Here is a 12,666-nt window from a genome sequence, read left to right as displayed (position 1 = left end):
ATCGCGATCGTCCAACCGCCCATGGGGCTGGCTGATCCTGGACAATCAGTGCATCCTGCTCGACTGACCCAGCTGGTGCCAGACCAGCGCAGATTGACAGTCAAGCCATTTCACTGTCGAGTCGTAGCGCCCGAGAATCAACCAGGGGTTAGACACGGCCCCCGCCTGCAGCTCCAAACCTTCAAGCGAACATCCCGTCTTGCGGCTTCGATTGACGAGCACGACAACCCCATCCGCCCCACCGATCAGAACATCCGTCCCCCGCGCCTGCCAACGCCAGGACATGGCCCGATTCGGGAGTCGCGAGCGCAAAGCCAACAGCTCTCGGATCGGCCCCCGCAGGTCCTCCAAATAGGGAGCCGTCCAGGGAAAGCCCTCCCGGCAGGCCGGTTCCGGCCCACCGGCCAACCCCGCCTCGGTGCCGTAGTAGAGGCATGGCGCACCGGGTTGCAGCACCAGCAGCAACAGGGCCAGCAACAACGCCGCCCGATCACCACACAGGGTATGGGCGGCCCTGGGCACGTCATGACTGTCGAGCAGGTTGAGCTGACTGGCATTCACCTGCGGCTCATACCAATCCGAAGTCTGGCGCCAAATCGCCAGCAGCTCCTCCGTCGCCAGTGGACGCAGGGGGTAAAGAGGGTTCTCAAATCCAACCTGCAGCTCTCCGGCCGCAGCCCAGCACAGGCTGCTCCAGCCCAGGCGGTAATTCATCACGCCATCAAACTGATCGCCTTGCAACCAGGGACGGGCGTCTCCCCAGATCTCTCCAACAATCCATGCGTCCGGATTGACGTCCTTCACCATGCGGCGGAAATCGACCCAGAACCCATGGGGAACCTCATCCGGCACATCCAGGCGCCAGCCATCGATACCGCGTTCAAGCCAATGCCGTGCCGCCGACAGCAGGTGGTCATGAACCGCTGGATTGGCGTGATTGAACTTGGGTAGCGCTGGATCGTTCCACCAGCAGCTGTAGCCGCAGGACTGCCCCTTATGGGGATAGGGGATCAAGGGCCACCGATGCACCGTGAACCAGTCCCGGTAAGGGGACAAAGGACCGTTCTCCAGCAGATGGTGAAAAGCCCAGAAGCCGCGGCCGCAGTGATTGAACACGCCATCGAGGATGAGGCGCATGCCCCGGCCATGCAGCGCTTCGATCAGGGCATCCAAAGCCGCATCCCCCCCCAGAAGGGGATCCACCTGGAAATAGTCGTAGGCGTGATAGCGGTGATTGGCCGCTGAGCTGAACACAGGGGTGAGATACAGACAGGTCACGCCCATGCTCTGCAGGTGATCCAGCCCCTCGATCACCCCATAAAGATCGCCGCCATGAAATCCCTGCAACTGGGGATCGCTTCCCCAGGGCTGCAAGGCGAGGCTGGATTGCGCCTTCACCCTTCCGCTGCGCCGGAATCGATCGGGAAAAATCTGATACACCACGGCTCCAGACACCCAAGCGGGTGTGCTCGCCGTTGAGACATCCCGAAGCATGGTCTTTGCAGCCGAGCATCACCACCGCTAGCACTTGAGAAACAGGAGTGCCATGGATAATCCACCCCTCCTGCTGGCACTGGATCAAGGCACCAGCAGTTCACGCGCCGTTCTTTTTGATGCGCAGGGGCAGGCGGTGGCCAGCGCCTCTGCGCCCCTGAACATTCACTACCCCGCTGATGGCTGGGTCGAACAGGCGCCCATGGAGATCTGGGCCAGTCAGCGCCAGGCCATGGCGCGTCTGGAGCAGACGATCAGCGCAGAGCAACGCCAGGCGGTGGTGGCCTGCGGCATCACCAATCAGCGCGAGACCACCGTCCTTTGGCGCCGCAGCGATGGCTCTCCCTGCGGACCAGCCCTGGTCTGGCAGGACGGCCGCACAGCCGATGTCTGCGCAGCCTGGAAAAAGGCCGGTATGGAACGGGACTGGAGGACCCGCACTGGCCTGATGCTCGACCCCTATTTCAGCGCCAGCAAGATCCACTGGCTGCTCCAGCACCACGACGCCGCCTCCAGCGCGGCAGCCCAGGGAGACCTCTGCTTCGGGACGGTGGAGAGCTGGCTGCTGTGGCACCTGAGCGGATCAAAGAGCCACTGCTCCGACATGAGCAATGCCAGTCGCACCCTGCTCATGGATCTGGAACAGCGCCAATGGGTGCCGGCGTTTTGTGATCACATTGGACTCCCCACCAGCGCCCTACCCGATCTGGTGCCCTGCCGCGGTGACTTCGGAGCGATCGCCAGCGACTGCCCCTTCGCCGGAGTGCCGATCTGTGCACTCCTTGGCGACCAGCAGGCTGCAACCCTCGGACAACTCTGCCTGGAACCAGGAGAAGCCAAATGCACCTATGGAACCGGTGCCTTCCTGGTGATCAACACCGGGACCGAGATCAAGCGCAGTGACGCGGGGCTGCTGAGCACCCTCGGCTGGACCGATGACCAGGGCACTCCCACCTACTGCCTGGAGGGCAGCCTTTTCAATGCCGGCACCGTCGTGCAGTGGCTCCGCGATGGTTTGGAGATCATTTCCACAGCTGATGAGGTGAACCGTCTCGCCCTCAGTGTTGAAAACGCCGCGGGGGTGATGCTCGTACCGGCCTTCACAGGCTGGGGCACACCCCATTGGGATCCCCAGGCACGCGGGCTGCTGATTGGGCTCACCCGCGACAGCCGACGGGGGCACATCGCCCGTGCCGCGCTCGAGGGAATCGCCCTCTCCGTGGCGGGGTTGGTTCGACTGGCCGAGGACGCCATCGGCCATGGGCTGGGAGAACTGGCCGTCGATGGCGGTGCAGCCGCCTCGGATCCCCTTCTCCAGGCCCAGGCCGACAGCACAGGGCTGCAGGTGCGACGCCCCTCACAGCTGGAAAGCACCGCAAGGGGCGTCGCCTTGCTCGCAGGCCTTCAGTGCGACGTCGTTCCCGACCTTCAGGTCCTTCTTCCCCAGCGTCAGCAGAACACCCAACTGTTCATGCCTCGCCTTGATCTTGATCAGCGACAGACTTGGTTGCGACGGTGGGATGACGCCGTTTCACGGAGCCTCCACTGGCATGAATGACACGTGCTTCGATCTACTGGTAATCGGCGGAGGCGCCAGCGGTGCCTGCGTTGCCTACGAGGGCGTGCGCCGCGGCCTGCGTGTGGCCTTGCTGGAGAGCCATGACCTGGGAGGAGGCACCAGTTGCCGCAGCACCAAGCTGCTGCACGGCGGGGTTCGTTACCTCGAGCTTGCGTTCAAAACCGCCGACACGGCGCAGCTGCGGTTGGTCAGGGAAGCCTTGCTGGAGCGGGGACACTGGCTCCAGCAAGCTCCGTTTCTGGCCAAACGCCTCGAACTGGCCCTGCCCACAGGCGGAGTGATTGGCCAGGCCTACTACCGCCTCGGGCTGGGCCTATACGACGCACTCTCAGGCCGCTCAGGCATTGGCAGCAGTCGCCTGCTTTCAAGCCAACAGCTACGCCACGCCCTTCCCGCCCTTCGAGACGACATCACCCGGGGTGTGGCCTACAGCGATGGGCAGTTTGATGACGCGCGCCTCAACCTCCTGATGGCACTCACCGCGGAACAAGCAGGCGCGGTCGTGCGCACCCGCACGCGGGTCGTGGCCCTGGAAACCGACAGCCGCGGCAGGCTCTGCGGAGCGATCAGCGAAAGCGAGGGCGGTCAGACAGAGCATTGGCAGGCAAGGGTTGTGGTGAATGCCACTGGGATCCACTCCGACACGATCCGGAGGATGGCGGATCCCTCCTGCGAGGAGAGGATGCTCACCAGCCGGGGCATTCACCTCGTGCTCAAGCAAACCCTTTGCCCGGAGGGAATTGGCCTGCTGCTGCCGTCCACCGATGACGGGCGGGTGCTGTTCATGCTTCCGTTCTTCGGGCGAACCCTGGTGGGCACCACCGACACCCCCTGCCCCCAGGAGCAGGCCTCCTCTCCATCAGAAGGCGAAGTGAGTTACTTGCTGGATTACGTGCAGCACTGGTTTCCTGCCCTCAACAACATCGACGTGGGCAGCTGCTGGGCCGGGGGACGCCCTCTACTGAAGCCGGCAGGTGCCGATGTGAACAGCAGCCGGGTTGTGCGCGAACACGAGGTGGAAACCCTGGCCTGTGGACTGGTGAGTGTGATGGGAGGCAAGTGGACCACTTGCCGGCCCATGGCCATCGACACCCTCCAAGCGGTAGAGCAGCAGCTCGGGCACACCCTCAAAGCGCCTGGAATGTTGCCTTTGATCGGCAGCGCCCCAGATCCCCTGCAAACGCCTGCTCTGCTCCAGAGCCAGGCAACCTCTCTTGAATCACTGTTGCCGGACACGCCTCAGCGCCCGCAGCAGATCGCCCATCTCCTGGGCAACCATGGGCTTGCAGCACAACAGTGGGTCTCGAGCTGGTCGGACGACGACCGACAACCGCTCAGTGATGTGATTCCTGTCTGCCGCGGCGAGCTGCGGCATGCGATCACCCATGAGCATGCGCGAGGGGTCACTGATGTGCTCTGCCGCCGCACACGCCTGGCCATGGTGGACCAGCAGGATGCCGAGCGACTGCGCCCGGAGGTGAGCGAACTCCTGGCTCAGGCTGGCCACAGCAGTGCTGATGCTGAGGGCCGCCTGGATCTGTCCCGCTGAGCGCGGGCCCCTCGCGCCCTTCAGCTTTCTTGCAACGCGTCGTTCTGCTCTTCAACCTCGCCCAGCAACCACCAGTTGAAGCCGTGGGCCGGCAGATACACAAACCAATCTGCGGAGGCAGCGGGATACTCACACCCCCACATCACCTCACGGGTCCGCTCTCCCTCCCAGCGGCTGAGATCGAGTTGTAAGGAAGATCCTGCCGCAGAGAGATTGGCCGCAACAAGCACCGTCATCCTTCCATCACAGCGCACGTAGCTGATCACGCTGGGATGAGCGCTGGGGAGCAGCTCGAAATCGCCATGGCGCAACGCCGGCAACAACCGACGGCAGGTGAGCATGCGCCGGTGCCAGTTGAGCAGTGAACCAGGGAGTTGTTTCTGCACCTCCACATTCACCACCCGGTAGTCGTACCCAGGCGCTGTGATCGGTGGCAACACGAGCAGGGGGTCAGGGGCCGACGAGAAACCTCCATTCCGGGCTGGTGTCCAGGCCATGGGCGTGCGGTTGGGATCCCTGTCTCTCAAGCCGGGCCAGTCCCCCATCCCGAGCTCATCGCCGTAATAGAGGCAGGGCATCCCCGGCAGGCTGTAGAGCAGTCCGTGCAACACACGGTTCGAACCGGGGTCTCCGTTGAGCAAAGGCGCGAGGCGGCGATTGATCCCCCAGTTGAGCCAGTGGCCCTGGCCCTGATGAAGCCCGGCACGAATGATCTGGATCACCTCCTCGGGAATCAGATGACCATCTCCAAGCCAGAGCTCGTCGTGGTTGCGCAGGGGTAAGGCCCAGCGGCAGCCACACACGGCGTCCTGGGCATCCTGAAGACACTGACGCAGATGCTCTGTGGACCCGCTGGCAATGGCTGCGAATAAATGGGCCGTGAGAACGAAATTGAACGCACCATGCAGTTCATCGTCCGCGAGGTAAGGCGCAGCCTCCTGCACGGGTTGGATCGCCTCAGCCAGCAGCAGAACATCGCGGCCATGGGAATCCACCCGCTCACGCAACCGCTTCAGAAAGGCATGCGTTTCCGGCAAGCCCTCACAGCGTGAATTCTCCTCTTCACACAGAAAGGGCACCGCATCCAAGCGGAAACCATCAACACCGCGCTCAATCCAGAAGTCCACCACCTCGAGCATCTCGTCCTGCACCAGGGGATTGGCGTAGTTGAGGTCGGGCTGATGACGCAGGAAACGGTGGAGGTAGTACTGCCCTGCCACCTCATCCCATTCCCAGTTAGAGGATTCGAAATGGCGGAACAGCACGGGTGCATCTGCGTAGCGATGAGGGTCGTCGCTCCAGACGTACACCTCCCGTTCAGGCGTTCCCTGCGCGGCCCAGCGAGCCCTCTGAAACCAGGGGTGAAGCGTGCTGGTGTGATTCAGCACCAGATCCATCACCACCTTCAACCCATGCCCATGGGCTGCAGTGAGAAAACGATGAAAGGCCGCCAGATCACCCAGATCTGGATGGATCGCCTTGAAATCAGTGATGTCATACCCACCGTCCTGGAGAGGAGATGGATAAACCGGAGTGAGCCAGATTGCTTCCACCCCAAGCCAGCGCAGATAGGGCAACCGATTCGCCAGCCCCTGCAGATCTCCCACGCCATCGCCGTTGCCATCGGCATAGCTGCGCACGATCAGTTGATAGATCACTGCGCCGTTCCACCACGGCTGCTGCTTCGGCATCCGGCTGATGCTTTCTCACTCCGTAGTAATGACGACAGAGGCTTCCGTCATCCCCTTCGCAATGGATGCAAGGGAAGACCTGCAAACATGCAACGGTCGCAGGGAAGCGTGATGGTTCAGTTCGCCGGGACCAATCCCTTCTCAGCAAGGGATCTTGAAGAGTTACGCGCCCCTGTGGTGGAAGGGACAACCCGCACGGAAGCCTGGAGACGGCTTCAGCTGGATCGCCTCCATGCCCTGGTCTGCGACCACGAGCAGGAGGTGTTAGAGGCGCTCCATCAAGATCTGGCCAAACCTCCCCTCGAGGGGATGGCCGAGGTGGTGTCCCTGCTGCAGGAATTGAAGCTGGCCCGGCGGAACCTGCGCCGATGGATGCGCCCTCAATCGGTCCGGGTCCCGCTCGTGCAACAGCCCGGACGCGCCCAGCTGATCCGCGAACCGCTTGGCTGCGTGCTTCTGATCGGCCCCTGGAATCTGCCCTTCAGTCTCACGTTCTGGCCTTTGGTCAGCGCATTGGCCGCAGGGAATACAGCCGTGATCAAGCCGTCCGAGCAGGCACAGGCAACCGCAGAACTGATTGAACAACTGGTGCCTCTCCACTTTCCAAGCGATGTGGTCCGGGTCGTGAACGGGGATGCCCGGGTGGCAGCGGATCTGGTCAGGCTCCGGTTTGACCACATCTTTTTCACCGGAGGGGGGCGGATTGGCGCCAAAGTGCTTGAAGGAGCGGCGGCCAATCTCACGCCCGTGACCCTGGAACTGGGGGGCAAGAACCCTGCGGTGGTGATCCAAGGAGCCGATCTGGAGGTCACAGCACGGCGACTGATCTGGGGGAAGGGATTCAATGCCGGACAAGCCTGTGTGGCTCCCGATCACCTCCTGGTGGAACAAAGCCTGAGAGACCCACTTCTTCAGGCCATGGCCGATCAGCGGCGGGCGCTCTATGGCGCGAATCCACTGGAATCAGAGCACTTGGCGTCACTGATTTCAGAGCGTCACTACGGACGCTTGGCGGGCTTGCTCAAAACTGCACAGGCCGAAGGACGCGTCCTACTTGGAGGGGAATGCGATGAAACCCGCCGCAGGATTGCTCCAACGCTGATCAGCATCGATGACGACACCGACCCGCTGATGGCCGATGAACTCTTCGGTCCTCTTTTGCCGATGATTGAAATTCCTGATGTCAACCATGCCATCACCCGCATGCAAGGTCAGAACAAACCTCTCGCCATTTACCTGTTCGGAGGTGATCAGGGCGAGCAACAACGCCTGCTGCGCTCCACGAGCTCTGGAACCGTCTGTTTTAACGATGTCATCCTCCAGGCTGGGGTTCCAGGCCTGGCCTTCGGAGGCGTAGGGGCCAGTGGCATGGGATCCCATCACGGCGAGGCCGGATTCCGCACGTTTTCGCATGAACGATCGGTGCTGAAACGGCCGTTCTGGCTCGATTTACCGCAGCGATATCCCCCCTACATACTGAAGCCAGAAACATTCCGTCGCCTTTTGAGCTGATTTTCCCTGACGAGCCGATGAAGCAGGGCTGGCGTCCCGCGGAAGGCACCTTATGGTTCGCCCAGCAGTCGGAGATGTATGCGCCGCACCCTGTTAGCACTCCTCGCCCTCATCGCCCTGTCACCCCTTCCATCGGGCGCAGCGAACGTGACGGTGAGAGCTGGTGACACCCTCTCCGATATCGCTGCTCGCTACGGGGTGTCCGTCGGCAGCTTGATGCGTGTGAACGGACTTCGCGACTCCAACCACGTGGAAGCGGGTCAGACCCTGCGTCTTCCAAGCGGTGCAGCCGCAGGCGTCACAGCTGGAAAAGGCCGGCATACGGTGCGATCCGGAGACACGCTTGGTGCGATCGCGCTTCAGTACCGCGTGAGTGAGCGCCAGCTAATGGCACTAAACGGCCTCGCCAGTGCCGATCATGTGGAACAAGGCCAGACACTGAAACTTCCCAGCAACGCAGTACTACCGAAACCGAAAACAGCTGCCAAACCCAAGCTCAAACCTGTACCGGTGAAGGCTAATCCCAATGCCACAAGCCACACCGTGGCCCGCGGCCAGACCCTGACGCAGATCGCCAAGGCCTACGAAATCCCTGTGGCTTCCTTGGTGAGCGTCAATTCCATTGCTGATCCCAACCAGGTGACCGTGGGCACCAAGCTGATGCTTCGAGCCAGTGAAACTCAACCCCATACGGCAGCAGTTCCTGAGACGAAAGCGCAACCAAGGCCTCAGCCCCAACCAACAGCCAAGGCCAAGCCGGTCATCACTGCGAAGGCCAACACAACAAAAACAGAACCTGCCATCCAACCGAACAAAGCGGAGTGGAAGACCTACGGCCCCCTTCAGGTGGACTGGGGAAACTGGCAGTTAATGGGAGGCAGCGAGGTCGCACCCACGTTGAACAGCGATGGACAGTCCCTTTATGTGGCGGTGAACTGCTCTGCTGGAAAGATCAACGTAACGGGCGCCAATGGCAGCTGGAAGACGTGGATCGCACCCCAGTCAGCCTTCGAACGCGACCTCTTGAAAGACCGCTGCAAGTCCTCGAAGGGCTGATCTAAGGATCAGGCTGCGTAGTGAAGCGGCCATGGACGATGCATGAAGCGTCGTCCGCTTTCCCTGATGTAGAGGCGCTGGCTTCCATCATCACTCTCCTGAATCAGCTCTTCCTGAACCAGACGTCGGGCGAGCCAACCCCAGTGGGCTGATTGCCCCTCTTCACTATTCAAGGCATCACTCAAACGTCTGGCATCCGTTCCGCGTTCCTCAGCGAGCTTTTCCAACAGGATCTGCGCTTCATCCGACCAGTTTTCCCGGCGACACTCCATCTGGCAGCGATCGCAGCGACCGCACGGAGGCACCAACTCACCAACCGAGAGCAGCAGTGCTTGCTCGCGGCATCCCTCCCCCTCAGCCACAGCCTCCATGCGGCGCAACTGTCGCTGGGCCAGTGCAACCCGATGGGCTTCATCTGCAGAGTCTTGAGCCTGCGACCGGCGCAGGGTGGCTTGCATCGCCCAGCCGAGGCTCGTGCGATCAGCAGGGGAGAAGAGAACCAAGCAGTTGGCTGGCAATCCATCACGACCGGCGCGACCCGATTCCTGGAGATACCCCTCCGGGGTGCTCGGTAGATCGAGGTGAAGGACCAACCCCACATCAGCGCGATCCACTCCCATGCCGAAGGCGACCGTGGCCACAAGCACAGGATCGTTGCTGCCCAGAAAATGCTCAAGAGCCCGCAGTCGCACGTCCGGTTCAAGACCAGCGTGGTAAGCGATGGCCTCGATACCGGTTGAGCGCAGCCTCTCGGTCCAGTGCTCCACGGAGCGACGCGTCCGGGCGTAGATCAGGGAAGCGCCCCTGGCTTTTTGGATAGCCGCAACCACCTCCTGGAGAGGATCTTTCACACGCCTGCGCATGGCGTAGTGCAGATTGCGTCGACGAGCTGATCCCACCTGAATCAGCGGCCGGCGAAGATGCAACAAGCGAAGGATGTCGGCGCGAACGCGAGGGGCTGCTGTGGCGCTGAGCGCCACCATCGGCACGCCTGGGCAGAGATCCCTCAGCTGCCCGAGGCGTCGGTAATCCGGACGGAAGTCATGCCCCCAGGCGCTGATGCAATGGGCTTCATCCACAGCCAGCGCAACCAGCTGACCAGACGCCGCCTGTTCCTGCAGCAGAGAGCGGGTCGCTTCCCCCTGTAGCCGCTCCGGAGCCAGGTAAAGAAGTCTGAGGGTTCCTGCATCGATCTGCTCGAGGATGCGGCGACGCTGCCCGGGCTCAATTCCGCCATGCAAACAGGCCGCCTCAATCCCTCGGCGGCGAAGTTGAAGCACTTGATCCTCCATCAGGGCCACTAGCGGAGAGATCACCACCACCAAGCCTGCGCGCACAAGGGCCGGCAGTTGATAGCAGAGAGACTTACCACCGCCGGTTGGGAGCACCGCCAGGCAATCCTTGCCGGCAAGAAGGCTCTCCACGACAGGACGCTGGCCCGATCGGAAGGATGACCATCCGTAATAACGCTGCAGCGTCGTCTGAAGCAAATCCACGACACACCACAGGTGGTGTGCCCACCATAACGAGCGCCAGATCTAGAGAACAGGTGGGTCCAGTTGATCTGGTGATTCCTCGACCAGTTGCAGGCGAACTCGCTTTCCACCAGCCAGTTCCCCCAGGGACACGCGCATGGTGGCTCCACTGAGACTCTGCAGAGCTGAGAGCACATCCCTCAAATAGGGCGTGCTGCTTCCGCTCTCCACCCAGAGTCGCTCCTGAAGACCACCGAGTCGCCGCCAAGAGGTATGCAGCTTGAGCACGGCGGATTCCAGGGCATGGGCCTGACCGACGGCATCCGCAAGGAGTCCAAGCGCATCAAGCCTCTGGGCCTCCTGCATGGCCTTCTCAAGATCCAGTTCACCCTGTTGAAAAGCACGCACGGCCTCTCCCGATTCAGTGGCCTTGGTGATCCATCGCGCCGTATGGGTGACATCTTTGATGCGATCAAGCTCTGGCTCGTCGCGAAGCACCTTGCGCAGATCCTCTTGCTGGGGCTCGGGAAGTTTGGAGAGTTCCCTCACCAGAGGCGCCACAGCCTTCGGAGGAAGAAGGTTCTGCTGGGTCCTTTCACGGATCTCCTCTGGCAGCAGGGGGCTCGTCGCTGCAGTGAACTCATCAGCCAACCGTCGCACCTGCTTCCGGGTGATCTCCTGTCCTTCATTGGCTGCCTCCGAGATCATCAGCTGCACCTCCGGTTCAGCCAGAGAGGTCTCCATGAAGGCTCTCTTCGAAAACTGATTGACGCTTGTTGGCTCTAAAACGCCGTCTCCAAGCATCTGTTCGGCCGATTCCGCCAGTTGGATCAGGCCGTAAGCCCGTGTCTTGCTGATCTCTTGCTCTCTAAGCCACTGCAGAAAACCGGCACCACGCCCCTCACCTCCGCGCTTCTCGCGATCACGGACAGCCTTGAGAATCCGCCCACGCCAGATCTCGGTCTGAAGGTCGAACTTGTCACAGATCGTCCATGCCTCCTCCAGCCTGGCCAGAAACTCCATGGTGCTGATGTCGTCCTGCTCCGGATCGGGCAGATCGAGCTCCAACATTGGAGATTCAGGGGACGAGGGCAACACGAACCGGATCACAGCAGAGGTTGGATGCTGCCACGGCATCCGACACAACAGGCCTAACCGTGGGACGACATTGTGTGACGCTCAGTTCCCGGGGTGCCAGCCGCGAGATACGCTCCTCTTGCATCCCAGTTTCAGCGCAGCGATGGCGATCTCCCGCGGTGACATGGTGCGCATCAAGCGCCCTGAGTCCTACTGGTACAACGAAGTCGGCAAGGTGGCCTCCATCGACACTTCTGGCATCCGCTATCCGGTGGTAGTGCGATTTGAGCAGGTGAACTACAACGGCATCTCAGGTTCCGAGGGCGGCATCAACACGAACAACTTTGCCGAGTCGGAACTCGAACCGGCCTGAGTCCGTTGCCGGAACTTCCGGAAGTAGAGACGGTTCGCCGGGGCCTGGCGAGCCGTCTTCAGTCGTTTGTCATTCACGACGTTGAAGTCCTCCGTGATCGGGCAGTCGCGAGTCCGGGAGGTCCCCAAGCTTTGCGCCTTGGATTACAAGGGCAGAAAGTAGGTGAGTGGAGCCGTCGAGGTAAATACCTCATGGCGCAACTGCACGAGCCGGTGACAGGAACCGACAATGGCGTTTGGGGCGTTCATCTACGCATGACAGGCCAGTTCCAATGGCATCCAACACAATCGGATCCCTGCCGTCATACGCGTGTTCGCCTCTGGAATCGCCAGGGCCATGAACTGCGCTTTGTGGACATGCGCAGCTTCGGAGAGATGTGGTTTGTGCCCCAAAATGTTCCCGTCGACTCTGTTATCACGGGCCTGCAACGACTTGGACCGGAACCCTTCAGCGATAGCTTCAATGCAGCGTACCTGCAACAAAAACTGAAAGGATCGACCCGTTCGATCAAGGCCGCCCTTCTGGATCAAGCCATCGTTGCTGGGGCAGGCAATATCTATGCCGACGAAAGCCTCTTTGCATCAGGTATCTCTCCGCAGCGCAAGGCTGGTGAACTCAACCTCTCTGAACTCGAGCGGCTATGCACGAGCCTTGTGCACGTTCTCGAGATCAGCATTGGAGCCGGAGGCACCACCTTCAGCGATTTTCGGGACCTCGAGGGGGTGAATGGCAACTATGGAGGCCAAGCATCGGTCTATCGACGAACAGGTCAGCCATGCCTGGTCTGTGGCAAACCAATCGAACGCAAACGGCTGGGGGGACGCAGCACCCATTGGTGCTCTGTCTGCCAGAGTTAAACC

General features: G+C 61.4%; 10 protein-coding genes. 6 read left to right on the top strand and 4 right to left on the bottom strand.

What is annotated here, in order from left to right:
- Window positions 1-45: 45 nt before the first annotated feature.
- Window positions 46-1,494 carry a glycoside hydrolase family 13 protein gene (locus SynMEDNS5_RS02745; protein ID WP_186584181.1) on the bottom strand — a complete coding sequence of 483 codons (1,449 nt, stop codon included), beginning with the start codon at window positions 1,492-1,494 and terminating at the stop codon, window positions 46-48.
- A gap of 52 nt (window positions 1,495-1,546) precedes the next feature.
- Between SynMEDNS5_RS02745 and SynMEDNS5_RS02740 the strand changes: the two genes are divergently transcribed.
- Together SynMEDNS5_RS02740 and SynMEDNS5_RS02735 are read left to right on the top strand one after the other, a co-directional pair.
- Window positions 1,547-3,052: a glycerol kinase GlpK gene (locus SynMEDNS5_RS02740; protein ID WP_186584180.1), complete on the top strand. Its 1,506-nt coding sequence runs from the start codon at window positions 1,547-1,549 to the stop codon at window positions 3,050-3,052.
- Window positions 3,045-4,622 carry a glycerol-3-phosphate dehydrogenase/oxidase gene (locus SynMEDNS5_RS02735; protein WP_186584179.1) on the top strand — a complete coding sequence of 526 codons (1,578 nt, stop codon included), beginning with the start codon at window positions 3,045-3,047 and terminating at the stop codon, window positions 4,620-4,622. Before SynMEDNS5_RS02740 ends, SynMEDNS5_RS02735 begins: the two co-directional genes overlap by 8 nt.
- A gap of 20 nt (window positions 4,623-4,642) precedes the next feature.
- On the opposite strand, the gene SynMEDNS5_RS02730 is transcribed toward SynMEDNS5_RS02735, so the two are convergent.
- On the bottom strand, window positions 4,643-6,313 hold the full coding sequence (locus tag SynMEDNS5_RS02730) for an alpha-amylase family protein (protein ID WP_186584178.1): 1,671 nt from the start codon (window positions 6,311-6,313) through the stop codon (window positions 4,643-4,645).
- A gap of 111 nt (window positions 6,314-6,424) precedes the next feature.
- Between SynMEDNS5_RS02730 and SynMEDNS5_RS02725 the strand changes: the two genes are divergently transcribed.
- Both SynMEDNS5_RS02725 and SynMEDNS5_RS02720 read left to right on the top strand, forming a co-directional pair.
- Window positions 6,425-7,825 (top strand): aldehyde dehydrogenase family protein, encoded by a 1,401-nt coding sequence (locus SynMEDNS5_RS02725; RefSeq protein WP_370593563.1) that lies wholly within the window; start codon window positions 6,425-6,427, stop codon window positions 7,823-7,825.
- A gap of 78 nt (window positions 7,826-7,903) precedes the next feature.
- Window positions 7,904-8,881 carry a LysM peptidoglycan-binding domain-containing protein gene (locus tag SynMEDNS5_RS02720; protein ID WP_186584176.1) on the top strand — a complete coding sequence of 326 codons (978 nt, stop codon included), beginning with the start codon at window positions 7,904-7,906 and terminating at the stop codon, window positions 8,879-8,881.
- Between the two features lie 8 nt (window positions 8,882-8,889).
- Here SynMEDNS5_RS02720 and SynMEDNS5_RS02715 read toward each other — a convergent pair whose 3' ends face one another.
- Together SynMEDNS5_RS02715 and SynMEDNS5_RS02710 are read right to left on the bottom strand one after the other, a co-directional pair.
- Complete coding sequence (locus SynMEDNS5_RS02715; RefSeq protein WP_186584175.1) at window positions 8,890-10,377, bottom strand: ATP-dependent DNA helicase RecQ; 1,488 nt, start codon at window positions 10,375-10,377, stop codon at window positions 8,890-8,892.
- Window positions 10,378-10,419: 42 nt separating this feature from the next.
- Entirely contained in the window at window positions 10,420-11,427 is a 1,008-nt protein-coding gene (locus SynMEDNS5_RS02710) for a hypothetical protein (RefSeq protein ID WP_186584174.1), read from the bottom strand.
- A gap of 169 nt (window positions 11,428-11,596) precedes the next feature.
- On the opposite strand from SynMEDNS5_RS02710, the gene SynMEDNS5_RS02705 reads away from it, so the two are divergent.
- Complete coding sequence (locus tag SynMEDNS5_RS02705) at window positions 11,597-11,806, top strand: photosystem I reaction center subunit IV (RefSeq protein WP_011932452.1); 210 nt, start codon at window positions 11,597-11,599, stop codon at window positions 11,804-11,806.
- A gap of 5 nt (window positions 11,807-11,811) precedes the next feature.
- A complete protein-coding gene (locus tag SynMEDNS5_RS02700; RefSeq protein ID WP_186584173.1) occupies window positions 11,812-12,663 on the top strand; it encodes a DNA-formamidopyrimidine glycosylase in 852 nt (283 codons plus the stop codon).
- The last annotated feature ends 3 nt before the right edge of the window (window positions 12,664-12,666 follow it).

Source organism: Synechococcus sp. MEDNS5, from assembly GCF_014279875.1.
Taxonomy (GTDB): Bacteria; Cyanobacteriota; Cyanobacteriia; order PCC-6307; family Cyanobiaceae; genus Synechococcus_C.
This window is presented reverse-complemented; position numbering and strand designations above follow the sequence as displayed.